Source organism: Streptomyces sp. NBC_01232 (assembly GCF_035989885.1).
Lineage (GTDB): Bacteria > Actinomycetota > Actinomycetes > Streptomycetales > Streptomycetaceae > Streptomyces.
The window spans coordinates 1283098-1308347 of sequence record NZ_CP108518.1 but is presented as its reverse complement, the minus strand read 5'-3'; the positions used below and the strand labels follow the sequence as shown (position 1 = coordinate 1308347).

At 71.6% G+C, this 25250-nt stretch carries 20 protein-coding genes and 3 pseudogenes; 12 read left to right on the top strand and 11 right to left on the bottom strand.

Features of this window, described 5'->3' with window-relative positions; all coding sequences use genetic code 11:
- Nucleotides 1-144: 144 nt before the first annotated feature.
- Nucleotides 145-3081: an FAD-binding and (Fe-S)-binding domain-containing protein gene (locus OG444_RS06295; RefSeq protein ID WP_327261185.1), complete on the bottom strand. Its 2937-nt coding sequence runs from the start codon at nt 3079-3081 to the stop codon at nt 145-147.
- A 40-nt stretch (nt 3082-3121) separates the two neighbouring features.
- A complete protein-coding gene (locus OG444_RS06290; protein WP_327261184.1) occupies nt 3122-3574 on the bottom strand; it encodes a MarR family winged helix-turn-helix transcriptional regulator in 453 nt (150 codons plus the stop codon).
- A 128-nt stretch (nt 3575-3702) separates the two neighbouring features.
- On the opposite strand from OG444_RS06290, the gene OG444_RS06285 reads away from it, so the two are divergent.
- The 7 genes and pseudogenes from OG444_RS06285 to OG444_RS06255 all read left to right on the top strand — a co-directional run.
- Nucleotides 3703-5565 (top strand): ABC transporter ATP-binding protein, encoded by a 1863-nt coding sequence (locus OG444_RS06285; RefSeq protein WP_327261183.1) that lies wholly within the window; start codon nt 3703-3705, stop codon nt 5563-5565.
- A gap of 63 nt (nt 5566-5628) precedes the next feature.
- Nucleotides 5629-6492, top strand: coding sequence for an endolytic transglycosylase MltG (gene mltG, locus OG444_RS06280; protein ID WP_327261182.1), 864 nt, complete (start codon nt 5629-5631; stop codon nt 6490-6492).
- A gap of 71 nt (nt 6493-6563) precedes the next feature.
- Nucleotides 6564-6758, top strand: coding sequence for a hypothetical protein (locus tag OG444_RS06275; RefSeq protein ID WP_327261181.1), 195 nt, complete (start codon nt 6564-6566; stop codon nt 6756-6758).
- A 51-nt stretch (nt 6759-6809) separates the two neighbouring features.
- Nucleotides 6810-7493: a hypothetical protein gene (locus tag OG444_RS06270; RefSeq protein WP_327261180.1), complete on the top strand. Its 684-nt coding sequence runs from the start codon at nt 6810-6812 to the stop codon at nt 7491-7493.
- A 175-nt stretch (nt 7494-7668) separates the two neighbouring features.
- A pseudogene (locus OG444_RS06265) lies at nt 7669-8920 on the top strand (NF041680 family putative transposase); the annotation flags it as partial.
- 155 nt (nt 8921-9075) lie between these two features.
- Nucleotides 9076-10551: a transposase gene (locus tag OG444_RS06260; RefSeq protein WP_327266676.1), complete on the top strand. Its 1476-nt coding sequence runs from the start codon at nt 9076-9078 to the stop codon at nt 10549-10551.
- 40 nt (nt 10552-10591) lie between these two features.
- Nucleotides 10592-10759: pseudogene (locus OG444_RS06255) on the top strand (NF041680 family putative transposase); the annotation flags it as partial.
- Between the two features lie 780 nt (nt 10760-11539).
- Here the strand turns inward: OG444_RS06255 and OG444_RS06250 are convergent.
- Together OG444_RS06250 and OG444_RS06245 are read right to left on the bottom strand one after the other, a co-directional pair.
- Nucleotides 11540-12640, bottom strand: a complete 1101-nt coding sequence (locus tag OG444_RS06250) for an FAD-dependent oxidoreductase (RefSeq protein ID WP_327266675.1) — start codon at nt 12638-12640, stop codon at nt 11540-11542.
- A gap of 275 nt (nt 12641-12915) precedes the next feature.
- A complete protein-coding gene (locus OG444_RS06245) occupies nt 12916-13926 on the bottom strand; it encodes a quinone oxidoreductase family protein (protein ID WP_327261179.1) in 1011 nt (336 codons plus the stop codon).
- A gap of 152 nt (nt 13927-14078) precedes the next feature.
- Here OG444_RS06245 and OG444_RS06240 point away from each other — a divergent pair.
- Nucleotides 14079-14231: pseudogene (locus OG444_RS06240) on the top strand (IS481 family transposase); the annotation flags it as partial.
- Between the two features lie 57 nt (nt 14232-14288).
- Here the strand turns inward: OG444_RS06240 and OG444_RS06235 are convergent.
- From OG444_RS06235 to OG444_RS06220, 4 genes are read right to left on the bottom strand one after another with little or no spacing between them, the layout of a single operon-like run.
- Nucleotides 14289-15647: a cytochrome P450 gene (locus OG444_RS06235; protein WP_327261178.1), complete on the bottom strand. Its 1359-nt coding sequence runs from the start codon at nt 15645-15647 to the stop codon at nt 14289-14291.
- 49 nt (nt 15648-15696) lie between these two features.
- Nucleotides 15697-16374 carry an HAD family hydrolase gene (locus OG444_RS06230; protein WP_327261177.1) on the bottom strand — a complete coding sequence of 226 codons (678 nt, stop codon included), beginning with the start codon at nt 16372-16374 and terminating at the stop codon, nt 15697-15699.
- A 54-nt stretch (nt 16375-16428) separates the two neighbouring features.
- Complete coding sequence (locus tag OG444_RS06225; RefSeq protein WP_327261176.1) at nt 16429-16908, bottom strand: Lrp/AsnC family transcriptional regulator; 480 nt, start codon at nt 16906-16908, stop codon at nt 16429-16431.
- A 25-nt stretch (nt 16909-16933) separates the two neighbouring features.
- Nucleotides 16934-17695, bottom strand: a complete 762-nt coding sequence (locus OG444_RS06220) for a YoaK family protein (RefSeq protein WP_327261175.1) — start codon at nt 17693-17695, stop codon at nt 16934-16936.
- 70 nt (nt 17696-17765) lie between these two features.
- On the opposite strand from OG444_RS06220, the gene OG444_RS06215 reads away from it, so the two are divergent.
- From OG444_RS06215 to OG444_RS06205, 3 genes are read left to right on the top strand one after another with little or no spacing between them, the layout of a single operon-like run.
- Nucleotides 17766-18359, top strand: a complete 594-nt coding sequence (locus OG444_RS06215) for a histidine phosphatase family protein (RefSeq protein ID WP_327261174.1) — start codon at nt 17766-17768, stop codon at nt 18357-18359.
- Between the two features lie 52 nt (nt 18360-18411).
- Entirely contained in the window at nt 18412-19944 is a 1533-nt protein-coding gene (locus tag OG444_RS06210) for an APC family permease (RefSeq protein WP_442810456.1), read from the top strand.
- Entirely contained in the window at nt 19944-20369 is a 426-nt protein-coding gene (locus OG444_RS06205) for a universal stress protein (RefSeq protein ID WP_327261173.1), read from the top strand. Before OG444_RS06210 ends, OG444_RS06205 begins: the two co-directional genes overlap by 1 nt.
- Before the next feature lie 69 nt (nt 20370-20438).
- Here OG444_RS06205 and OG444_RS06200 read toward each other — a convergent pair whose 3' ends face one another.
- The 3 genes from OG444_RS06200 to OG444_RS06190 all read right to left on the bottom strand — a co-directional run bounded on the left by OG444_RS06200 (nt 20439) and on the right by OG444_RS06190 (nt 24012).
- Nucleotides 20439-21719 carry a cation:proton antiporter domain-containing protein gene (locus tag OG444_RS06200; protein WP_327261172.1) on the bottom strand — a complete coding sequence of 427 codons (1281 nt, stop codon included), beginning with the start codon at nt 21717-21719 and terminating at the stop codon, nt 20439-20441.
- Nucleotides 21706-22326, bottom strand: a complete 621-nt coding sequence (locus tag OG444_RS06195; RefSeq protein WP_327261171.1) for a flavin reductase family protein — start codon at nt 22324-22326, stop codon at nt 21706-21708. The genes OG444_RS06200 and OG444_RS06195 overlap by 14 nt, the downstream gene beginning before the upstream one ends.
- Nucleotides 22327-22410: 84 nt before the next feature.
- Entirely contained in the window at nt 22411-24012 is a 1602-nt protein-coding gene (locus OG444_RS06190; RefSeq protein WP_327261170.1) for a tryptophan halogenase family protein, read from the bottom strand.
- Nucleotides 24013-24195: 183 nt separating this feature from the next.
- Here OG444_RS06190 and OG444_RS06185 point away from each other — a divergent pair, with 183 nt between their 5' ends.
- Nucleotides 24196-25215: an AfsR/SARP family transcriptional regulator gene (locus OG444_RS06185; protein WP_327261169.1), complete on the top strand. Its 1020-nt coding sequence runs from the start codon at nt 24196-24198 to the stop codon at nt 25213-25215.
- Nucleotides 25216-25250: the final 35 nt, after the last annotated feature.

Below are 25250 nucleotides of genomic sequence, written 5' to 3'. Positions count from 1 at the left end.
TCGAGTGGTTCAAACCGTGCAAGGTTCGCCTTCCGGACCGGCGGCGGGCAATCGATTTTCCGCGGACGGAGTCTCGGAGCCAGCAGGTTTGCGGCGTCGACCGCTGACGTGGTGCCTGGTCACCGGGGTCGCACGCCCCGGCGCTCACGGACGGGTGGCGTGCTCCAGTTCGAGCAGCGCCGAATAGTAACTCCGCCCCGTCGCCCGGTCCATGCCCACCTCGCACATCCGGTTCGCCGACAGATGGGCGTCGAAGGCCCGCGCGGTCACCTCCGCCGCCTCGCGCGCCGTGGCCGACGCCGTCAGTTCCGGGTGCAGCATGCCCCGGTCGCCCGCGAAGGCGCAGCAGCCCGCGTCGACCGGGACCACCACCTCGTCGGCGCACGCCTGCGCGACCGCCCGCAGCCCGTCCTCGTCGCCCAAGTGGCGCATCGAGCAGGTGGGGTGGAGCATGGCCGAGCCCACCGTGCGCCGGACGTCCAGGTGCGGCAGCAGCTCCTCGGCGGCCCACACGACCGAGTCGAGGACGCGCAGCTCCGCGTGGAGGGCCCGGTTCTCCGGCGTGAGGTACGGGACCACCTCGCGGGCGAGCCCCAGTGTGCAGGAGGAGGCGTCGACGACCAGCGGAAGCCGCCCGCCGGCCGTCCATCCCCAGGCCGCCTCGACGATCCGGTTCGCCATCACCCGGGTGCCGGCCTCGTAGCCCTTGGAGTGCCAGATCGTCGCGCAGCAGGTACCGCCGACGTCCCGGGGGATCCAGACGGGCCGCCCGGCCCGCTCCGAAACGGCCACCACGGCCTCCGGCAGGGAGGGGCCGGTGCGGCCCCCGGGGTTGCCGAAGATCCGGTTGACGCAGGCCGGGTAGTACACGGCCGTGGCGCCCACCCGTCGGGTCGCGGGCAGCCGCTGCGCGGCGGCGCCGGGGAGCTCCGCGAGCCACCGCGGAACGAGGTCCGGACGTACGGCCTTGCGCGCGGCCCCGGTGACCGCCTCCAGCACCCGGTCCCCGACGCGGGAGGGGATCAGGCCGGCGGCGGCCACGGTCAGCCGGGCGGCGGACTCGGCGGCCGAGAACCGCCGGGCGGCCAGCGCGGCGGCGGCCTCCTCGCGCGGGCCGTGGCGGCGGTGGCGGAAGTCCTTCATCAGTGCCCCGGTGTCGATGCCGACCGGGCAGGCGAGCTTGCAGGTGGAGTCGCCCGCGCAGGTGTCCACCGCGTCGTAGCCGTAGGCGGCGAGCAGGCCGTCGAGCACCGGTGAGCCGGGCTGCTGGCGCATCATTTCGCGGCGCAGCACGATCCGCTGGCGCGGAGTGGTCGTCAGGTCCTGGCTGGGGCAGACCGGTTCGCAGAAGCCGCACTCGATGCAGGGGTCGGCCACCGCCTCCACCTGCGGAATGGTCTTCAGGCCGCGCAGATGGGCCCGCGGGTCCCGGTCGAGGAGGATGCGCGGGGCGAGCACCCCGTCCGGGTCGACGAGCCGCTTGGTGCGCCACATCAGGCCCGCCGCCTGCGGTCCCCATTCCAGTTCGAGGAAGGGGGCCATGTTGCGGCCCGTGGAGTGCTCGGCCTTCAGGGAGCCGTCGAACCGTTCCACGGTGAGCCGGCAGAAGGCCTCCATGAAGGCCGCGTACCGCTCGACGTCGGTGGGGTCGGCGGCGTCGAAGGCCAGCATGAAGTGCAGGTTGCCGTGGGCCGCGTGACCGGCGATTGCCGCGTCGAAGCCGTGCTCCGCCTGGAGCGCGAGGAGCGCCTCGCAGGCTTCGGCCAGCCGGGACGGGGGCACCGCGAAGTCCTCGGTGATCAGGGTGGTGCCCCGGGCGCGGGCTCCGCCGACGGCCGTGACGAAGGCCTTCCGGGCCCGCCAGTAGCCGCCCACGGTCTTCGGGTCGCTGGTGAAGGCGTTGGTGACCGAGGCCACCGGGGCGACCAGGCCGAGCCCGTCGAGGACGCGGGCGGCCCGGCGCGCACAGGCGTCCCGGCCGGCCGTGTCCGGCGCCCGGAACTCCACGAGCAGGGCCGTGGTCGGCCCGGGCAGGTCCGCCCAGTCGGCGGGCACCCCCGCGACACTGACCGAGGCGCGCAGGGTGTTCCCGTCCATCAGCTCGACGGCGACGGCGCCCGCCTCGTTGAAGAGGGGGACGGCCGCGGCCGCCGCGGGCAGCGACGGGAAGAACAGCAGGGCGGAGCAGACTTCGCGGTCCAGGGGGAGGGTGTCGAAGACGACCTCGGAGATGAAGCCGAGGGTGCCCTCCGAGCCGACCATGAGCCCCCGCAGGATCTCGACGGGAGTGGCGCCGTCCAGGTAGGCGTCGAGGCGGTATCCGGTGGTGTTCTTGATCTCGTACTTGGCGCGGATCCGCGCGGCCAGCGCCGGGTCGGCCTCGATCTCCCGCTTGATTTCCATCAGACCGTGGCACAGGGCCGGTTCGGCACGCGCCAGCTCCTCGTCGGCCAGTGGGTCGGCGGTGTCCACGACGGTGCCGCCGGGCAGGACGAAGGTGAGGGAGGAGAGCGTGCGGTAGGAGTTGCGCGTGGTGCCCGCCGTCATCCCGGACGCGTTGTTGGCGACGACCCCGCCGAGGGTGCAGGCGAGGGCGCTCGCGGGGTCGGGGCCGAGGATCCGGCCGTGGCGGGCGAGGGCCGCGTTGGCCCGGGCCACGGTGGTGCCGGGCCGGATCCGGGCCAGCCGGCCCTCCTGGAGCACCTCGATCCCGGCCCAGTGGCGGCGTACGTCGACCAGGATGTCCTCGCCCTGGGCCTGGCCGTTGAGCGAGGTCCCGGCGGCGCGGAAGACGACCTCGCGCTGTCGGCCGTGGGCGTACGAGAGCACGGTGGAGACGTCGTCGATGTTCTCGGCGATCACCACGACCTGGGGCACGAAGCGGTAGGGGGAGGCGTCGGAGGCGTAGCGGACCAGGTCGGAGACCTTCCAGAGCACCTTCCCGGGGCCGAGCAGCTCGGTCAGCTCGGTGCGCAGCGGTTCCGGCGTGCCGCCGGCCCGGTGCGCGGGGACCCGGTCGGGGGCGGGGCCGCTGATGCTGCGGGGGCGCAGCGCCCCCGGCTTCGGTTCCAGCAGCGGCATCTGCGACCCCTCGCGTCGTCCGGGCCCACGGGTGGCCTACTCAGCAGGTGTGCTCCGCCGGGGCGTCCGACAGGGCGTTCAGCAGACCGCCGAGCACTTCGCGCTGGCCGGCGGTCAACGGAGCCAGGATCTCCTCCGCGGCGTCGGTTCGCGCGTTGCGCAGACGGCGCAGCGTGGCGCGGCCGGTGTCGGTGAGCTCGATGCGGATGACGCGGCGGTTCGCGGGATCGGGTGCGCGCCTTACGCACCCGGCCGCCTCCAGGCCGTCCACGAGGGTGGTGACCGCGCGGGGGACGACTTCCAGACGCGCGGCGAGATCCGCCATCCGGGGTGCCCGGTCGTCCTCGTAGTGCGAGACGAGGCGCAGCAAACGACCCTGGGCGGGAGTGATCCCGAGCGGCACCATGTGGCGCTTCTGGATCCGGTGGAGCCTGCGCGTCAGGCGCAGGAGCTGTTCGGCGAGGAGACGATCGCTGTCGGAGGCGGAGCTCATGCGGGAACGATATCAGGATGCCGTTCATTGTGAGCATAGGTAACAATGACCTATGCTCCAATGGTGTCCCGACTGCGCCGGAGGGGACCGCGCCACGACCTCGACTCCTGACCCCCGAGAGGGTGCCCATGCCACACGACGAACCGAAGTGGATCCCATCGAAAGAGCCCATCGACCCCACCCGTCCCGCCCCCGCGGAGCAGCCGAGGGAGCTGCGTCGCATCGTGGGGCTGTTCCGGCCCTACCGCGGCCGGCTCGCCGTCGTCGGCCTGCTGGTCGGCGCCTCCTCGCTGGTCGGCGTCGCCTCGCCGTTCATGCTCCGCGAGATACTCGACGTCGCGATCCCGGAGGGCCGCACGGGGCTGCTCAGCCTGCTCGCGCTCGGCATGATCCTGACCGCCGTCGTCACCAGCGTCTTCGGTGTGCTCCAGACCTTCATCTCCACCACCGTCGGCCAGCGCGTCATGCACGACCTGCGCACCGCCGTCTACGCGCAGCTCCAGCGGATGCCGCTGGCCTTCTTCACGCGGACGCGCACCGGGGAGGTGCAGTCCCGCATCGCGAACGACATCGGCGGCATGCAGGCCACCGTCACCTCCACCGCGACCTCGCTCGTCTCGAACCTGACGGCCGTCATCGCCACGGTGGTCGCCATGCTCGCGCTCGACTGGCGGCTCACCCTCGTCTCGCTGCTCCTGCTGCCCGTCTTCGTGTGGATCAGCCGGCGGGTCGGACACGAGCGCAAGAGGATCACGACGAAGCGGCAGAAACAGATGGCCGCCATGGCCGCGACGGTCACCGAGTCGCTGTCGGTGAGCGGCATCCTGCTCGGCCGGACCATGGGCCGCTCCGAGTCCCTCACCGCTGCCTTCTCCGCGGAGTCGGAGAAGCTCGTCGACCTCGAGGTGCGCTCCAGCATGGCCGGGCGCTGGCGGATGTCCACCATCGGCATCGTGATGGCCGCGATGCCCGCGCTGATCTACTGGGCGGCCGGCATAGCCCTCCAGACGGGCGCCCCCTCGCTCTCCGTCGGCACCCTCGTCGCCTTCGTCACCCTCCAGCAGGGCCTGTTCCGGCCCGCCGTGAGCCTGCTGTCGACCGGCGTGCAGATACAGACCTCGCTCGCGCTGTTCGCCCGTATCTTCGAGTACCTCGACCTGCCGGTGGACATCACCGAGCGCGCGGACGCGGTGCGGCTGGACCGGGCCAAGGGCGAGGTCACCCTGGAGGACGTGCACTTCACGTACGAGGCCAAGAACGGCCCGACCCTCTCGGGCATCGACATCACCGTCCCCGCCGGCGGCTCCCTCGCCGTGGTCGGCCCGACCGGCTCCGGCAAGAGCACGCTCAGCTACCTGGTGCCCCGGCTCTACGACGTCACCGGCGGCCGGGTCGCCCTCGACGGGGTGGACGTGCGCCATCTGGACTTCGACTCGCTGGCCCGCTCGATCGGCGTGGTCTCCCAGGAGACCTACCTCTTCCACGCCTCGGTCGCCGACAACCTGCGCTTCGCCAAGCCGGAGGCCACCGACGAGGAGATCGCCGACGCGGCCCGTGCGGCCCAGATCCACGAGCACATCACCTCCCTGCCCGACGGGTACGACACCCTGGTCGGCGAGCGCGGCTACCGTTTCTCCGGGGGCGAGAAGCAGCGCCTGGCCATCGCGCGCACCATCCTGCGGGACCCGCCCGTGCTGATCCTCGACGAGGCCACCAGCGCCCTGGACACCCGCACCGAGCACGCCGTGCAGCAGGCCATCGACAACCTCACCGCGGGCCGCACCACCATCACCATCGCGCACCGTCTCTCCACCGTCCGCGACGCCGACCAGATCGTGGTCCTGGACGCCGGGCGCATCGCCGAGCGCGGCACCCACGAGGAGCTGCTGAGGGCGGACGGCCGGTACGCCGCCCTGGTCCGTCGGGACCGCGACGCCGCGCTGACGCCCGAGCCGCCCGAGGGCGTCCAGCTGGCTCCGGTGAATGTGTGACCGTATGACCGGCGCACGGGTCGGATGCCGGAAATGTGATGGATCGCGGGTTAGCGTTCCCGCATGCGTCATGAGTACTGGCCGCCGCAGCGCCGTTCCCGGCTGACCCGCCGGGGCCGGCTGGCGCTCTTCCTCGGCACGCTGATCGCGATCGGTGCGGCCCTCCTGATTCCCATACTGCGCGGTGGCGAAGCGCCGCAGACGCCACGCACCCTGCTGATCCCCGAGGGCTGGCGTGCCCCGCAGGTGTACGCCGCGGTCGACCGCGAGCTGAAGCTCCCGCCGGGGTCCACCAAGGCGGCGGTGCCCACCGCCGGGCTGGCCCTGCCCGCGGAGGCCAAGGGCAATCCCGAGGGCTACCTCTTCCCGGCGACGTACCCGGTGACCTCGAGCTCCACTCCGGCCACGCTCCTCGCGCACATGGTGCGGACGGCGAACGAGAAGCTCGCCACCAGAGCCGTCGCCGACGGCGGCAGGGCCCACGGGATGACCCCGTACCAGACCGCCACCCTGGCCAGCATCATCGAGGCGGAGGCCGAGAGCCGCGCCGACATGGGCAAGGTCGCACGGGTCGTGCACAACCGGCTCGCGAAGTCGATGCCGCTCCAGATGGACTCCACCATCAACTACGCGCTGAACCGCAGCACCCTGGACACCACGCTGAGCGACACCCGGATCGACAGCCCCTTCAACACCTACGAACGCCAGGGACTGCCGCCCACGCCCATCGACAGCCCCGGACTGCAGGCCATGGCGGCCGCGGTTGCCCCCACCCCCGGGGACTGGCTGTTCTTCGTCACCGTCAAGCAGGGCGACACCCGCTTCTCGGCGACGTACGAGGAACACAAGAAGCACGTGGCGGAGTTCAACCGGCTCCGCGTGAACGCGGGCCCCCGCACAGGTCAGGCCGGTCCCGCCGGGAAATGAGGGGCGCCGGCTCCGGGGGCGGACCTACGATCGGCGGCTGCGGGATGCGCGGGCACCGAGGGGGTCGAGCCGTGAAGTGGCCATGGAGGACGAAGCCGTCGGGCGGCGGGGCGAGTGCCCCCGCGGCCGGCGAGGACCTGCCAGCGGGGACCGGCGGGAGCGCCGAGCCGGAGGCGATGCGCGCCGAGGGACCGGTACGCACCGAGGAGGCGATACGCGCCGAGCGGGTGGACGCCGCCCGGCGGCACCTGATCGAAGAACGCTGAGGGTCGCAGACCGCGGCCTGGGCGGACTGGCTGGCCCGTTCCCCGGCCGGCGTGGACCTGCGCCTGTGGTGGCGCGAGCAGAACGGTCTCGTCGCGCTCATCGGCGAGGAGCGCTACCGCGACCGCCTCGCCGAACTGCTCTCGCGGGCGGCCCCGCGCGATCTCGCGGCCATGGGGCTCGGCTGTTCCCGGCGTGTCGACCGGGCCTGCCGCGCCCCCGAGGTCTGCGGGCAGGACCCCGGGCCACGGACGGACGGACGTCCCTTCAGCCGCAGCGGCCCGGTCCCGGGGGCGTGCAGCTCCTTCATCGACTGCTACAGCCCGCACGGGATCCGGGTCGGTTTCAGCGGCGGCGACCGACACAGCGCGGTGATGCTGCTGCGGGGCGGCCCCGTCGAGGCGCGGCTGTGGGTGGACGGCGTGCCCCTCCTGAAGGGGCAGTGGCTGGACGACGGCGGCCACTGGCTGGAGGAGCGGTTCTTCGTCATCCGGATCGGCGGTCCGGACGACCACCCGGAGCAGGGGTACACCATCGGCGAGTGGCTCCACGACATCGTCTCCCTCCTGGTCTACGACGCGGACCTGCGGATCCCGCACGTCCTGGTCCCGGGGCCCACCGAGAACTGGCGGTACCCGGTCGTCGACGTGCGGGACGGAACGGTCCGCGTCTACGCGGCCGAGGAGGCGCAGGCCGCCGCCACCCCGGACCGTGAATTCCCGGTCGGGGCGCGCTAGGTCCTGTCGTCGAAGTAGCGCCGGTCGGGCGCCGCGGGCCAGACGGGACTTTGAGGACAGGGCCTTAGCTTGTCGTTTATGGTCCGGCGTCGAACGAGGGTCGAACTTGTTCGGTGTTTTCCCAGTTCACCAGCTGCGTGAGGGGCCGCGGGTCGATCCTGTGCTGAGCGACAGGATGGTCGGGCACGAGGTTGAACGAGACGCGTTGACGGTGGTGGCGGAGTTCCGCTCGGAGTTGTACGCGTGCCTGACCGCGCGGAGTGACGTCCTGTTCGAGTTGCGACGCGTTGCTGTGCACCGACGGTCCGGTCCGCACCCTCGTGGACCTGGCGCTCGCTCCCGAGCATCGGCGCGGGCACGGGGCCTTGTACTCCGGGATCAACCACGGTCGGATCGACGTCGCCCGGCTGAGGCGGGCACTGACCAGCGTCCCGCTTCCCCGAGCCGGCGACGGTCGGCTGGTGCTGGCCGTGGACGTCTCCCCGTGGTTGCGGCCGGACGCCGACACTTCCTCGGACCGGTCCTTCTGCCATACCTTCGGACGCGGCCTGGGCAAACCAGATGGTGCCCGGCTGGCCGTACTCGATCGTCGCCGCCCTGGAGACCGGCAGGACCTCGTGGACCGCGTTGCTGGACGCGATCCGGCTGGAGCCCGGCACCGACTTGGCCGCGGTCACCGCCAGCCAGGTGCGCGATGTCGTCGAACGCCTCGTGGAAGCCCGCCAGTGGCAGGCAGGGGCCCCGAACATCTTGGTCGTCCTCGATGCCGGCTACGACGCGCCCCGCATCGCCCACCTCCTGAGTGATCTTCCCGTCGAGGTGCTGGGCCGGCTCCGTTCGGACCGGGTCATGCGCAAACCCGTCCCCGTGCCATGGATCTGCCCGCCGCAAGGCGGCCGCCCGCCCAAGCACGGAGGCGAGTTCGTCTTCGGCGACCCGGCCACATGGGGCGAGGTCACCGCGGTCACCGTCACCAACACCAACCGATACGGGACCGCGACCGCCCCAGCCTGGGACCGGCTACACCCACGGCTCACCCGCAGGGCAGCGTGGCTTGACCACGAGGGCCCGTTGCCGATCATCGAGGGCACCGTGATGCGCCTGACGGTCGCGAAACTGCCCAGCGGCGGGGTGAACAAGCCCGTCTGGCTGTGGTGGTCGGGCACCGGCGCCAGCCCCGACGACGTCGACCGGTGCTGGCAGGCGTTCCTCCGGCGCTTCGACGTGGAACACACCTTCCGCCTGCTCAAGCAGACACTCGGCTGGCCCGCCCGAAACTGCGAGACTCGCAGGCCGCCGACCGCTGGACCTGGCTCGTCCTGGCCGCGCACGTTCAGCTTCGCCTCGCCCGCCCGCTCGCGCGCGACCTCCGACGGCCATGGGAGCGGCCGGCAGAACCGAACAGACTCCCACCGGCGGGGGTTCAGGAACCTGCGGGCGAAGACCGGGAGGCTGTCGCACAACTGCCGGCCACTGGTGGTCAAGTGCGAGCCGATGTTCGGTTCTGGTCTTCTGTGGGGCGTCTGAGCCTTGATCTGTGGGTCGGAACTTTCTCCCGTGTGACCGTGACCGTGTGCTTGAGATGCCGCAGGACGTGCGGGAGTGGCTGCCACCCGACCACCTGTGCTGGAAGGTGCTAGAGGTCGTTGATCACCTTGATCTGTCGGAGTTCGTGGACAGCTACCGCGATGACGGTCAGGGCCGGGCGGCCTATCCTCCGCAGGCTCTGATCGCGCTGCTTCTGTACTGCTACAGCAAGGGAATCCGCTCTTCCCGCAAGATCGAACAGGCATGCTTCGATGACGTGGGCTGCCGGATCATCACCGCGAACCGAAGAGTCGACCACTCCACCCTCGCTCGCTTCGTCCGACGTCATCGGGAGGCTTTGAAGCTGTTGTTTGTGCAGGTCCTTGCGATGTGCAGTCGTCAACAAGGGCTGCTTGACCTCGCAGCTGTTGCAGTGGACGGCTCTCCGATGGAGGCGAACGCCTCACGTGCTTCGAACCAACGCCTGCAGCGGCTTGACCGCGTGATCTCGGAGTGTGAAGCGGAGATCGACACGATGGTGGCCGGAGACCTGCAACCTGATGGGGCCGAGGACGCGGACAGCGACGTGGTGCGGAACGAGTGGCCTCGGTTTTCGCGGCTGCTGGACCGGCTCAACCGGGCAGCTGCGGCCAGACAGAAGCTCTTCGAGCGTGCTCTTCCCTCGGCTGGGGAGATCCGGCTCAAGGTGGAGGCCGCCGAGCGGATGGTGGCTCGGGCGGAGAAGCGACTGAACGCGGAATCTGAGGCCCACCGGAAGAAGCTGGAGAAATACGCCGAACGGACCCGTGCGGACCTGGTGGCGGGGCTTCGCGGAGCCAACGGCCGGCCACCGGTGCCGATGGAGCACAAGACCGTATTGGTCCGGCAACGAAAACGGCTGGTCAACGCCCAGGCATGGCTTGAGCGGGCCCGTAGCCCGAGGCCGGATCCTTCCTCGACTGCTCAGGCCTCGCTCAGCGATCCTGATTCTCGGATGATGCTTTGCAAGCGCGGCGGGTTCGTCCAGGGCTACAACATCCAGATCGCCTGCGCCCGCCGTCAGCTTCTCCTGGCGATCGAGGTTCAGGACAACCCGTCCGACATGACCGCCCTCGTCCCCATGGTGAACAAGACGCAGGTCAACTGCCTTGGCGCTGGGATAGAGCAGCCGATCCAGCTCTGGCTCGCCGACAGCGGATATGCCTCTACCTCGGCCTTCGAGGCACTCGCTGACTTTCCACTCCTTGTCTCGGTGACCAGTGAGGCCCACCAGGCAGGCTTCGAGGCGAAACGCGAAGGTCCACGGGGTGGCCAGCACGAGATGGCAGTCCGCCTCGCCACACCACTGGGAAAGGAGCAGTACAGACAACGGGGTGCCCTGGTCGAGCCCGGGTTCGCCCAACTCTTCCAGCGGTTCGGACGCCGGCTCAACTACCGCGGCCACGACGGCGTGGACACCGAGATCAAACTCCTCGGCGCGGTCCACAACCTCAGCAAACTCTTCGATCACAAGGCCAGACCGAGGTCTTGACTGCTGCCGGGCGGCAGTTGCGCGACAGCCTCCCGGCACGCCAGCCGGTGCACCGAAACCCACCCGCCCCGGCCCAGGCCGACCGCTCGGCTCGAAGAACCAGCGGCCTGCCACCCGCTACGAAGTCGGACGCGTCCTCGCCACGGGCGAGGCATACGCCCGCCCAGCACACCACAAGGTCGGCACGAAACCCCGGAGAATCAGCTGAATGGCCAGCTCAGGGTCTCTACGGCCGAGCGGCAACAGCATCGACGCCAGACGCGCGCAGCTTGCGGGCCAGGAACTCCATCTCAGGCATCGTGCCTGAGTGGGCTCCCGCCAAGACCTCGCTCAGCAGGGTCTTGACTTCCACGAGACCTATGCCAAATTCTGCCCGCAGAACCCGCATGATCGCAGCGTTCCTCGCTGATGGATCCACCTGGAGGCGGGCTGGTCCCCGCTCGGAGAGCAGCCGCCCCCGTAGTTCGGAAGGCAGATCACCGCCGCAGTCAGCTATCGCAAACCCGCAGGCTGAACACCTGGACTCCGTGTCCCATCGCAAGGAGCCGTGGACCAGGGCTTGGACGCCCCAGCACTCCAACTCCGCACCGCAGTCCTGGCACCCAGCTGAGTACCTGATGGACTCGAAGACCGCCTGATCCATACCCACCCCTTCAAGGAGTTGAGGTTAGACGACAGGCTGAGCGCATGCGATATGAGGAGAAGGCGAAGCTCACCGCTGCGAAAGTCCTGGTCCCGTTGGCCATCCTTGTCGCCTCGCCAGTGCCGCTGATGGCTGGAGCGCCGGTCCGCCGTCGCTACCTCCGCTACGTCTACCGGGATGAGGCACCAGCGATCCTGGACAAGGAGCAGGGCCGAATCAGTGTCCACTGGTTCCTGGTCATGAGCCCGCTTCTCGCATGGCTCTGCTGGCCCACAGAGACACTCGCCCGGCTCATCTCGCGCCGAGGTTAAACGGCCAGCTTAGAGGGCGCTCCCGCCCGACGGCTCAGGCCACCGGCGCTGCGGCCACCGGCACTACGGCCCTCTGCCGGTTCAGGAGCCGGCGGATGTCGCGGACCGCGGCGCCGCCCGCGCGGTTGGCGCCGATGGTCGACGCCGACGGGCCGTAGCCCACCAGGTGGATCCGCTCGTCCCGCACGGCACGGGTCCCCTCGACCCGGATGCCTCCGCCCGGCTCGCGAAGCCTCAGCGGGGCGAGGTGGTCGACGGCCGCGCGGAACCCGGTGGCCCACAGGATGACGTCCGCGTCCACCCGGCTCCCGTCCGCCCAGGCGACGCCGGCGGGGGTGATCCGGTCGAAGACGGGTCGCCGGTCGAGCACGCCCGAGGCCAGACCGGCCCGGACCGCCTCGTTGAGGGGCAGCCCCGTCACGCTGACCACGCTCTGCGGCGGCAGCCCCCGGCGCACCCGCTCGTCCACCAGGGCCACCGCGGCCCGGCCCTCGGCCTCGCCGAAGCTCCCGTCGCGGAAGACCGGGGGCCGCCGCGTCACCCAGGTGGTCTCCGCCGCCACCTCGGCGATCTCCAGCAGGTGCTGCACCGCCGAGGTGCCGCCGCCCACGACGATCACCCGCGCCCCCGAGAACTCCTGCGGCCCCGGATAGTTCGCGGTGTGCACCTGGCGGCCGCGGAAGGTCTCCTGGCCCCGGTAGCGCGGCCAGAACGGCCGGTCCCAGGTTCCCGTGGCGTTGATCAGGGCGCGCGCCGACCAGATGCCCGCGGAGGTCTCCACGCGCAGCCGGCCCGCATCCCCCTCGCGTACCGCGGTCACGTCCACGGGGCGGCGTACGCGCAGGTCGAAGCGGTCCTCGTAGGCGGCGAAGTACTCCCCGACGACCTGGGACGACGGACGCATCGGGTCGGCGCCCGTCAGCTCCATGCCGGGCAGGGCGTGCATGCCGTGGACCTTGCCGTAGGTGAGCGAGGGCCAGCGGAACTGCCAGGCCCCGCCCGGACGGGGCGCGTGGTCCAGGACCACGTGGTCGAGTCCCGCCCGGGTGAGGTGGTAGGCGCTGGACAGGCCCGCCTGCCCGGCGCCGACGACCACCACGTCCACGTCCACCGGCACGTCCGCACCCCGCGTCATGTTGTTCACGCTTCTACTAACTTGCGGTGGGCGCCGGATCTTCCCGGGGCAGGCCGAAAGAGCTCCCCAGTAGGTGGTCTGTCCCGGGAGGTTGTGGACGGGTGAGCCAGGTCTCGGCTGAGGGATCTTGAAGGGGTGGGACCCCGACGCCCGAAACCCTCCAGAACTTGATCTTGGCCTGCCGAGTGCCTGAAGCGGTCGGGGATCTTGGCGATGACGGTCGGCCGTGCCCTCGACATCTCAGTCTCCAAGATCCCCGACCTCGTCACCCGCGATCAGCTCTGCGTCTCCTCGCGGCGTCCCATAGCGGCCGCATCGGGTACGACGAGCAGCTTGCCGGTGGTACGCCGAGCCTCCAGATCGCTGTGGGCCTGGGCGGCCTCGGACAATGCGTAGCGGCCCGTTACGGTGACCTCGAGCGCCTTGGAGCGCACCCACTCGAACACATCGGCGGCCCGCCGGAGCAGTTCGGACCGATCGGCGATGAAGTCCCCGAGGCTGGGCCGGATCAGGGTCAGCGAACCGCCGTGGGCGAGCCGAATCGGATCAAACGGAGGCACGGCACCACTTGCCGCGCCGAAGAGCACGAGATGGCCGCGGGTTCGCAGGCTGGCGAGGCTCGCATCGAAGGTGTGCGCGCCGACGCCGTCGAAGACAACCGGCAGTCCCTGACCGCCGTTGAGCCGCCTCACCTCGGCCGCGAGATCGTCGACTGCGGAGGAAAGGATCACCTCAGCGGCCCCGGCACGCTTCGCCAGCTCGGCCTTCGCCGTGGTCGACGTCGTGCCGATCACCCTGCCGCCGAGATGGGTGATGAGCTGGGTCAGAAGCAGCCCCATGCCACCAGCAGCCGCATGCACGAGCACCGTGTCGCCCCCCTGAACCGGGTAGGCGTCCTTGACGAGATAGTGCGCGGTCATGCCTTGGAGGAGCACGGCGGCGGCTGTCTCGAAGCCGATGTCGTCGGGCAGCGGCACCAGCCGGGAGGAGTCCACGACGGCCCGCTCGGCATACGTGCCGGGAATCTCCACCCAACCGACCCGGTCCCCGACCGCGACGTCAGCGACGCCGGGTCCAACTTCGAGGACCGTGCCGGCGCCCTCAGCGCCCGGGGTGAAGGGCAGCGGGAGGCTGTACCGGCCTTCGCGGTGATAGACGTCGAGGAAGTTGACCCCGGATGCGGCGACCTCCACGATCGCCTCGCCCGGACCCGGCCGCGGTTGGTCCACCTCGGCCTCCTGCAGCACCTCGGGACCGCCCACTTCGTACACCTGAATCGCTCGCATGGCCCTCCAATAACGGCTCATCCCCCACCAACCCCGTTGATGGCGATTAACGGCTCGTCCCCACCAACCTCGTTGACGGCGATCCGATTCCCGGAAAGCAGACCAGCCCGCCGCCCCGCCGAGAGCTGAGACGCCTGCTTTGCACCCGGGTCCTGCTCGGCCTTGTCCCCTCGACCGTCCACCGCGCCCTGACCCGCTACCGGCTGGCCCGCCTCGACCGCGCGACCGGGCACGTCATGCGCCGCTACGAACGCGAGAAGCCCGGCGAGCTCGTGCACGTCGGCATCAAGAAGCTCGGCAACATTCTGGCAACGGGCCCACGCCTTCTTCACCGGCGCTGGGATCACTGTCGAACGGGACACCTAGGGCGAGGGGCGCAGCGTCGCCAGGACCGGGGCGGTCGGCTGCAGTGTGAGTCCCGGGAAGACCCCGGCGCGTTCGCGGCCGCTGTCCAGGTGGAACCGCTGCGCCAGCACGGCCAGCACGAGCGCGGCCTCCACCAGGGCGAACCGCGCCCCCAGGCAGGCCCGCGGGCCGCCGCCGAAGGGGAACCAGGCGTGCTCGGGCACCGGATGCGGGGCGTCCTCGTCCCACCGCTCGGGGCGGAAGGCCTCCGGGTCCGGGAACCACCGCGGGTCCCGGTGCACCGACCAGGGGCTGGTCCATACCGAGGTCCCGGCCGGCACCGCCCGCCCGCCGATGGTCGCCCCGTCCGTGGCCACCGCCGAGATCAGCCAGATCGGCGGATAGATCCGCAGCGCCTCCTTGATCACCTGCTGCGTCCAGGGCAGCCTCGCGTAGTCCTCGTACGTCGGCAGCCGGCCGCCGAGCACCCGGTCCAGCTCCTCCGTCAGCCGGGCCCGCGCCGCGGGTGCGCCCGACAGCAGCTGCCAGGCCCAGGTCAGGGTGGTCGAGGTGGTCTCGTGGCCGCCGATGTAGAGGGTGATCGACTCGTCCCGCAGCTCCTTGCGGGAGAGCGGGCCGCCGTTCTCGTCGCGGGCCGCGAGCAGCCGGCTGAGGAGGTCGTCGCGCTCCGCGCCCGCGGCCGAGGCCGCCTCGTGCTCCCGTATGACGTGTTCGATCTCCCGGTCGAGCACCGCCACGGCCTCCCGCATCCGGCGGCGCCCCGGAGTGCGCACCCAGGGCGGCAGGAACAGCGTCAGCCCCCGGAATTCCGCCCCCAGTTCCCGCTGGGCCGTGGCCATGGCCGCGCTGATCGGCGCTTCCCGGCCGGCGGCGTCGCTCCCGAACAGCGTGCGCACCGCGATCCGTTGCGTGAGCCCGGCCATCTCCCGGTGCACGTCGATCCGTTCGCCCGCGCGCCAGCCGCTCGCCAGGGCGTCCGCGCACTCCACCATCGTGGCGGCGTACGAGCGCACCTGGCGGGGCCGTACGGCGGGCTGGACCAGCGCCCGCTTGCGCCGCCAGTCGTCCCCGGTGGCGACCACCACCCCGTTGCCCAGCAACTGGCGGAAGGCCCAGCCCAGTTCCGTCGGCCGGAAGGTGGACTCGACCGCTCCCAGCAGTTCGCCGGCGTGCTCGGGCCGGGAGACCAGGATGTTGCGCTGCGGGCCCAGCGCCCAGGGCACCCAGTCGCCGTAGCCGTCGCGCAGTGACTCGAAGAAGGCCAGCGGATCACGGGTGAAGGCGGGCAGGTTGCCGAGCAGAGGCCACCGGCGCGGTCCGCCGCTGCGGGTGTCCCGGGGGAGGGTCGCGGTCACGCAGGCATGGTGACAGCCGCCCTCGCACGGCGCCAGAGAGCGGACAGTTCTAACGCGCCCGGCGAGCGGCCAGCCATTCATGGGCCGCGTCCGCGCTGAACTCCGGCTGTCCGCCCGGGAAGAGGAGCCCGGCGGACGCGAAGGCCGGGTCCCCCGCGATGCCGGGAGCGTACGGGATCGCCATGCAGGCCATGCCCGCGGCACGGGCGGCCCGCGCCCCCGGCGCCGCGTCCTCGACGACCACGCAGTCGGCGGGCTCGGCGCCCAGCCGGCGGGCCGCCTCCAGGAACACGTCCGGAGCGGGCTTGCCGTGCGCGACCTCCTCGGCGGAGACCACCGTGGTCAGCAGCGCGTCCAGCCCCGTGCCCGCCAGGACGGCGTCGATCGCCTCGAGAGAGGAGCCGGAGGCCACCGCCATCGCCGTTCCCTCGGTGTGCAGCCGCTCGACGAGTTTGCGCATCTGCGGGAAGACCTCGGTCCGGGTACGGGCCAGCTCCAGGTAGGCGGCGTTCTGCTCGGCGAGCAGCTGCTCGACCGGCGTCCGGATCGCGTACCGCTCCCGCAGGATCCCCAGCGTCTCCAGCGTGCCGATGCCGATGAAACGGGAGTGCTGCTCCCAGGTGAAATCGGGGACCCCGTGCCGCTCCAGCGTGCGGCGCCCGGACTCGTAGTAGTTCGGCTCGCTGTCCACCAGCGTGCCGTCGAGATCGAATATGACGGAAATCATCCGGTGCGCCCGTCCTGCCGCTCGTGTTCTGTTCCGGTAATCCTGTCTGCCCTGTCAGGATTTCATGGCATTTCGGCCCACGGACTCGACCAGTGGCAGCAGCCGGTGCGGCACCCGCTCGCGCAGGGCCACCTCCGTGCGGGTGCGGACCACGCCCGGGAGCTGGATCAGCCGCTGGATCACGTCCTCCAGGTGCCCGTTGTCCCGGGCCGCCACGCGGGTCAGCAGGTCCCCGCCGCCGGTGATCGAGAAGGCCTCGATGATCTCCGGTACGGCGGCCAGCGCGTCGCCCACGTCATCCAGGTGCCCCTGGGTGACCTCGATGTGCACGAAGGCCAGCACCGGATGGCCCAGGGCTGCGGGGGAGAGCACCGGCCCCGTCCCGGTGATCACACCCGTGCGCTCCAGCCGGTCCAGCCGTGCCTGCAGGGTGCCGCGCGCGACGCCGAGAATGCGGGCGTACTCGCGCACGCTGGTGCGCGGCTGCTCGATCAGCAGGCGCAGGATTCTGGTGTCGAGCTCGTCCACCGCCACGCCCCGACTGTACCAATGGCCCCGTTCACCCCGATCGTTCCCGGCCAGGTGCCTGATCGGTGTGCAGCCCGGGCTGGCTCCGGTAGAGCAGGCCCACGACCAGCACCGTCGCGCCGGCCGGCAGCAGCAGCCAGCCCACGGTCCCACCGGCCCGCAGCAGCAGCGCCCCGAGGAACCCGCCGGCGAACATGGCCAGGACGGAGAGGCCACGCAGCTTCCAGCCCGCGGTCCTGAATCCGTACGTGTTCTCCCGTCCCATGGCCGTCGCGCCGATGAAGGCGGTCATGGACCGGGTGACCAGCGTCGTCGGCACGCCGGGCACGTTCGCCCGCATGATCGTGGTGTTTCGCAACCCCATCGCCGTGGCCAGGACCGCCATCACCACCAGATGCCGCACGGCCGGGGATCCGTACTGCGCGACCAGCCCCCAGCCGACGCCCGCAGCGGTCAGGATCAGCCCCGCCTCGGCGACGAGCCCGATGACGAACCAGCGCCGACCGCGGACCTCGGTCACGGACTCCAGGTGGGACCCGCACACCACCCCGACGACGAACGCGGCCAACGAGACCCCGGGCGCGAGCGTCTCCAGACGCCCCGCCCCGGCCGCCCCGAAGGCCACGAACAGCACATTGCCCGTCTGCATCGCCGTGAAGGCCGGCCCGAGCGCCAGCAGGCTCACCGCTTCCACCAGCCCGGTCACCCCGGTCAGTACGACCATCAGCGCCGGCATGTGCGGCGGGAGCGGCGGCGGCCCGGCCCTCCGCCCGGCCTCCCGGTTCTCGTCCATGACGCCCGACACTGACACGCCCGCCCGGGTGCTCCGGCGCCGACATGCCGGAAGGCATAGGGTCCGGAGGATGAGCGACCTGTTGCTGGTGAGGCACGGCGAGACGGCCTGGAGCGCGAACGGGCGGCACACGGGACGCACCGACCTCCCGCTGACCGCGCGCGGGGTCGAGGAGGCCATCTCGCTGGCCCCCTTCTTCCGGGACCGGCAGCCCGCCCTGGTGCTGACCAGCCCGCTGCGCCGCGCCGTCGCCACCGCCGAGCTCGCGGGGCTCACCGGCGGCGAGAGCGACCCCGACCTGTACGAGTGGGACTACGGCGGCTACGAGGGCATCACCACCGAGGAGATCCAGAGGACCACGCCCGACTGGTCGCTGTGGACCCACGGCGTCCCGCCCGGCGACGCCGAGCACCCCGGCGAGAGCGCCGCGCAGGTGGGCGCCCGGGCCGACCGCGCCCTGGCCCGGGTCGCCCCGGTGCTCCGGGCGGACGACGGCGACGTGGTGCTCGTCGCCCACGGCCACTTCCTGCGCGTCCTGACCTCCCGCTACCTGCGCCTGGAGCCCGAGCACGGCAGGCTGTTCCTGCTGCGCACCGGCACCGTCAGCATGCTCTCCACGGAGCACGGCCTCCCCGTGATCGCGGGCTGGAACACCCGCCCCTGACCCCGGGTCTTCTCGCCTCGCGCGGCGGTGCGGTGTGCGTGACCATTCGTACATGGGTCACGACTCGTACATGGACCGGGGCGGTGCGGGCGCCGGACCGGAGGGCCAGGACGCGGCGCTCAAGGCCAACGCGATCGGGTTCCTCGACGCGCTCGTCATCGGACTGAACTCCACCTCGCCCGCCTACTCCCTGGCCGCCGTCCTCGGGCCGATCGTGGCGCTGGTCGGCATCTACGCACCGGGCGTGATGCTGGCCTCCTTCGTCCCGATGCTGCTCATCGCCGCCGCCTTCTACTACCTCAACAAGGTCGACCAGGACTGCGGGACGACCTTCTCGTGGGTCACCCGGGCCATGGGCCCCTGGGCGGGCTGGCTCGGCGGCTGGGCCATCGCGATGACCGGCGTCCTGGTCATCGGCTCGCTCGCGGACGTCGCAGTGAACTTCGGCCTGCTCGCCGTCGGACTCGACAGCTGGGCCGCCAACGCGTGGATCCGCCAGAGCCTCACCGTCCTGGTGATCCTGGTCATGACCGGGATCTGCGTCATCGGAACCGAGCTCTCGGCCCACCTCCAGGACGTCCTCATCCTCGCCCAGGTCTTCTTCCTGCTGGCGTTCGCCGTGGTCGCCATCTACCGCGTCTACGCCGGCACCAGCAGCCTGGAGGAGATCGAGCCCTCCCTCTCCTGGCTCAACCCCTTCGGCGCCGGCGGCGCCGCCCTCACCGGAGGGCTGCTGCTCGGCGTGTTCATCTACTGGGGCTGGGAGTCCGCGGTCAACCTCACCGAGGAGGTCGAGAACTCCGCCACGGCGCCCGGCAAGGCGGGCATCTGGTCGACCGTGATCCTCCTCGTCACCTACCTGTCCGTCGGCTTCGCGGTCGTCGCGTACGCGGGCACCGCCTACCTCGCCGAGAACGCGGGCGAGGAGGAGGCCATCTTCGCGGTGCTGGCCCACGAGGTCATGGGCGGCTGGGACTGGGTGGTGCTCCTCGCGGTCTCCACCTCCGCGCTCGCCTCCACCCAGACCACGATCATCCCGGCCTCGCGCACCGCCCTGTCCATGGCCCGCCGACACGCGCTGCCGCACAGGCTGGCGCAGATCCACCCGCGGTTCCGGACCCCGGACGTGAGCACGTGGTGGGTGGCCGGCATCGCCATCGGCTGGTACCTGATCGTCAACCAGATCAGCGAGAACGCGCTCCTGGACTCGCTGACCGCGCTCTCCCTGCTCATCGCCTTCTACTACGCGCTCACCGGCCTGGCCTGCGCCATCTACTACCGCCGCCACCTGCTCGAGAACGTGCACAACTTCCTGCTGATCGGACTCGGCCCGGTGGTCGGCGCCGGCCTGCTGATCTGGCTGCTGGTGGAGTCGATCGGCGACATGTCCAACCCGGAGAACTCCGCCAGCGGCGTCTCCTGGTTCGGGCTCGGCCCACCGCTGGTCATCGGCATCGGCATCGCCCTCGTGGGTGTGGCCGTCATGTGCTTCTGGCGGGTACGTGACGGCAGGTTCTGGCAGGAGCGCCGCTCGGTCGCCGACCCGGCCCTCGTCCACGCCGGGAAGAACCAAGGGGGGTCCTGATGTCCGTGGTCCTCGGTTACGACGAGTCGCCGGGCGCGGAACGGGCCCTGCAGGTGGCGCTGGAGGTGGCCACCGCCTTCGGCGAGCCCCTGGTCCTCGTCTACGGGGCGGCCGCCCCGGGCCCCACCGGCGAGGAGTCCCGCGCCCACCGCGAAGCCGTCCGCCAGGCGGGCCGCAGCGCGCTCGCGCACGCCGTCGAGGAGGCCGACGCAGCCGGTGTGCCGTCGTCGGTCGAGGTGGCCGACGAGAAGCCCGCCCAGGCACTGCTGGACGCCGCCGAGCGGCACCGGGCCCGGGTCATCATCGTCGGCAGCTGGGGCGACAGCCCGATGCGCGGGGCCCTGCTCGGGTCCACCCCGCACAAGCTCCTGCACCTCTCGCCGATCCCGGTGCTGTGCGTACCGACCGGGCCGGAGGGCGCCTGAACAGCCGTGGCTCGGCCGAGGCGGACGTCCTCCGGCCCGTCGGGTCCCCTCCCCGGTACCGGTTGCCGGTCAGGGCCCGGAGAGGGCGCCCTCCGGCTCGGCCTTCGCCGGGGCCGGGCGCTTCACCTCCCTGCCGGCACGGAGCAGGGTCAGGGCCGGGCTGGTGATCGCCGTCGTCACCAGGGCCATCAGCACCAGCACGGTGAACAGCTGCGGCCCGATGACTCCCAGTTCCAGACCGACGTTGAGCACCACCAGCTCGGTCAGCCCCCGGCAGTTCATCAGGGCGCCGATCGACAGGGCCTCCCGCCAGGGTCTTCGGCAGGCACGGGCCGCGCCCGCCGCACCGCCCCACTTGCCGAGGAAGGCGACGCCGAGGATGGCGGCCGTCCACAGCCACAGCTCCGGCGCCGCCGTCAGCCCGCCGATGTCCGTGCGCAGCCCGGTGAGCACGAAGAACAGCGGCAGCAGCACGGGCACCGTGAAGGCGCGCAGCCGGGCCGCCGAGGCCTCGATGCGCTGCCCGGTGCGAGGGGTGATCACCCCGAACAGGAAGGCCCCGAACAGGGCGTGCACCCCGATCCGGTCGGTGGCCAGCGCGGACAGGCTCAGTCCGCTGAAGAGCGCCACCAGGACCACGGCGTCCCCGGCCCGTTCGGCGCGGGCCGCCCAGCGCGCCAGCAGGGGGCGTACGGCGTAGAGCATCACCAGGGTGAAGGCCACGGCCAGCGCGGCCGTGGTGGCCGCCTCCATCGGGGACCCGGCCGAGGCGAGGGCCACCACCAGGGCCAGCAGGCACCACGCGGCGACGTCGTCCACGGCCGCGCAGGCCATGGCGAGCGCGCCGAGCGGGGTTCCGTACAGGCCGCGGTCGGTGAGGATCCGGGCCAGGACGGGGAACGCGGTGATGCTCATGGCCACCGCGATGAACAGGGTGAACGGCAGCCGGCCCACACCCGCCGGGGCGAACCCGTCGTACATCGCGAGTGCCAGCACCGAGCCCAGGGCCAGCGGCAGCAGCATCCCGGCCTGGCTCACGGCCACCGCGACGCGGGTGTGGCCGCGCAGGCTCTTGAGGTCCAGCTCCAGCCCGACCAGGAACATGAAGGCGAGCAGCCCGAGCTGGCCGAGCACCGAGGTGTACGGAAGCACGGACGGCGGGAACAGCCAGTGCTGGGCCTGCGGCCAGAGCCAGCCCAGCAGCGAGGGGCCCAGCAGGATGCCGGTGGCGATCTCGCCCACCACCGGCGGCTGGCCGAACCGGCGGAAGACGATCGCCCCCGCCTGGCAGGCGAGGATCACGACGGGGACGGCGATCAGGAGCGAGGGCAGCGGATCAGCCGACGACACGGGTGCCCCCCTCGGTCCCGGCGGGTCGCAGCGCGGCGGGCAGGGCGGCGTGCGCGGCCGGCTGCGGGACCGCCGCGGCCGCGGACCACGGGGCGTAGCGGCGCTGCCCGTAGAGCAGGGGCTGCCGGTCGTCCCGTACGGTCACCCGGCGGACCTCGGCGAAGACGGCCGTGTGGTCCCCGAAGCCGACGGTTCTGACCACGGCGCAGTCCGCGACGGCGTGCGCGTCCGCCGTCAGGTGCGGCCCGCCGGCCCCCAGCGGCAGCCGCCATTCGACGCGGTCGAAGCGGTCGGGCGCCCCGGAGGCGAACAGGTCCGAGGTGCCGCGGGCCCGCTCGTGCAACAGGTTGAGGGCGAAGTGGCCGCCGGCGAGCAGCACCGCGAGGGTCGGGCTCGCCGCCCGTATGCACACCACGAGCGTCGCCGGTTCGAGGGCGACGCTCGCGAGGGAGGTGCAGGTCAGGCCGTGCGGCACGGAATCGGAATCCAGTGTGGTGACGACGGACACCCCGGTGGGGAAGGCGGCCATGAAGGGCCGCAGGTCCGCCGGACGGCCCCCGGCCGACTCGTCCGGTGCGGCGGGATGGGGCACGGAACGGTGGGGCATGTCTGACTCCTGAGGTGGCTGAAGCAACTGCGGCCCGGCAGCCGGCGGGAGAGCCGTGCTGCCGGGCCGTGGGAGCGGTGGGCCTTACGCGCCGTGCAGTTGGCGCAGGTAGTCGTAGGCACTGGGCAGGGTCTCCAGCAGGTTCTGCTGCTGGCGCTTGACCGTGTCGAAGAGGGGTTCGGCGCCGGCCACCGAGTCCGGCCGGTGCGCGAGGGAGGGCAGCGGGGCGTCCGGCTCCAGGCCCAGGCCCGCGAAGATGCAGTAGTAGCTGCCGTTGGTCCAGAAGTTGCGGAACTCCGCCTCGAAGTTGCCGTAGTACGTCGACTCGTCGGTGATCGGAGAGTTGATGGGCAGGCCGGCCTTGTAGGCCGAGATCTTCTGCTGGATGTTGTCCGGGAGGGTCAGCTTCTTGTTGGCCTGCCAGAACGGCGTGTCGTTGCGCGGCGCGTAGAAGAAGTGCGCCTGGATGAAGTCGCGGGTGTCGTCGAACATCACCTCGATCTCGTGGTTGAAGCTGTTGACCAGGCCCTCGTTGAAGGTCTTGTCCGGGAAGTGCTTGGCCAGCTGGTAGATCGCGGCGGTGATGAAGTAGATGCCGGTCGATTCCAGCGGCTCCAGGAAGCAGGAGGACAGGCCGATGCTGACGACGTTCTTCACCCACGCGCGGCGGTTGCGGCCGACGCGGAAGCGGATGTGGTTGAACTTCGTCTCCTCCACGTCCAGGCCCCACATGTCCGCGAACTCGCGGGTGGCGGTGTCCTGGTCGGTGAACTTGCTGGAGTAGACGTAGCCGGTGCCGAAGCGGCCCAGCATGGGGATCTTCCACGCCCAGCCGGAGGACATGGCGATCGCCGACGTGTACGGCTCCACCCCGTTCGCCTCGTCGTCGTGCGGCACGGCAGTCGCCACCGCGCTGTCGCACAGCAGGTGGTCGCTCATGTCGATGAAGGGCTCCTCCATCGCCTGGTTGATCAGCAGGCCGCGGAAGCCCGAGCAGTCCACGAACAGGTCGGCGTCCAGCGCCAGTCCGCCCTTGGTGTGCAGCGTGGTCACGTAGCCGCGGCCGTCCTGCTCGACCCGCACCATCTCGTCCTGTACGTGGTTCACGCCCTGCTTCTCGGTGCTGAACCGGCGCAGGAAGTCGGCCACCAGCTGGGCGTCGAAGTGCCACGCGTACCGGGTGGCCGGACGTCCGTCGAGCCAGCGCGGGGCCTTCATCGCGTCCATCACGGGGGGCTCGCGGAAGCAGGCGTAGTCGAACGGCTCGGTGGTGCGGCCCTCGTGCTTGCGCTTGAACCAGTAGTGCGACAGCGGGGTCTGGTCGTAGTCGGGGAGCAGCCCGAAGGGGTGGTAGAAGTGGTCCGGACCGCCGCCCGGCAGCTCGCGGGCCGCCGACTCGCCCTGCCCGTCGGTCCGCCAGTTGACGAAGCGCACGGCCATCTTGAAGCTCGCGTTGCACTCCCGCATCCACTCGTCCTCGGCGATGCCCAGGTAGTCGAAGAAGGAACGCTGCAGATTGGGCACGGTGGCCTCGCCGACCCCGATGCGGGGGATCGACGGCGCTTCGAGCACGGTGATGTCGACCGTTCCCTGCAGCGCCTTTCCGAGGTATGCGGCCGTCATCCAGCCGGCCGTGCCGCCGCCCAGGATGACGACCTTCTGAAGCCGGGTGTCGCTGCTGGTCATGAAACAGCCCTCATTTCGGATTCGGCGGTTCGGGGGTTCGGGTGGTCGTGCTCATCAGTGTCGAAAGCGGCCCTATCACCGCCCTACACCGATCGGATCCGGCCGTTGTAGGGCCTTTGTAGACCTCCCGGACACACTCCTCGCAGGCAGCAGCGGCAGGCTGAAAACCACCGGGAGGACGCGATGACCACCGCAGCGAACGGGACGGCGGGGCCGGCGGTACGGGTCCGCTTCCTGGGCGACTTCGAGCTGACCGTCAACGGCACCCCCGTCCAGCGCTGGCGGGCCGGCAAGGCCCGTGGCCTGTTCCAGTACCTCGTGGTCCACCGCGGCCAGATGCTCACCCGCGACCGGCTCTACGCATCCCTGTGGCCCGGCGCCGACGCCGCCGCGGGCAGTTCCCTGAAGGTCGCCGCCCATGCCCTGCGCCGGGTGCTCGACGCCCACCCCGACCGCCCCGGCGACTCCGGGATCCAGCTGGTCTACCGCGACTTCGGCTACGTCCTGCACATCACCGGGCTGTGGTCCGACCTCGACCGCTTCCAGGAACTCGTGCACACCGGCCTGCGGGCCGCCGCGGCCGGCGACGCCCCGCTCGCCCGCACCCGGCTGCGGGCGGCGCTCGGCCTGTACGGCGGCGAGTTCCTGCGCGGCGAGAGCGCCGACTGGGTCGTCGAACAGCGCGAGTACCTCAGGGCCCTCGCCCTGCGGGCCCTGGGGGTGCTGCGCGCCGACGCCGAGGCCCGCGAGGACTTCGTCGAGCTGATCGAGGTGTGCAGGCGCACGCTGGAGATCGACCGCCACCACGAGGAGACCTACCGCGCGCTGATGGCCGCGCACGGCCGGCGCGGCGAACTCGCCTGCGTACGCCGCTGGTACGAGCTGTGCGCCCGCCGCATGCGCGACGAGCTGGCCGTGGCACCCGGCCAGGAGACCCAGCGGTTGCTGGCCACCCTGATCCCCGCCGCCGCGCGCCCCGCCGCTCCCGCTCCCGCTGCCGCCTCCGCCTCCGCCTTCGCCTCCGTCGCCGGGGCCCCGCCCGCCACCGTCCGCGCGCTGCGGCCGCCCGCCCGCCGGGCCGGAGCCCCCGCCCGCAGCGCGGACCTCCGTACGACCGTCCCGGCCCGGCCCGTGCGGCGGGCCAGGCCCGACAGCCGGGCCGCGGCCGCCCTGGCCCGCGCGGCCGACCAGGCGTCCGCGTGACACCGACCCGCCGTCCAGCGAGCCCGTGATTCCGT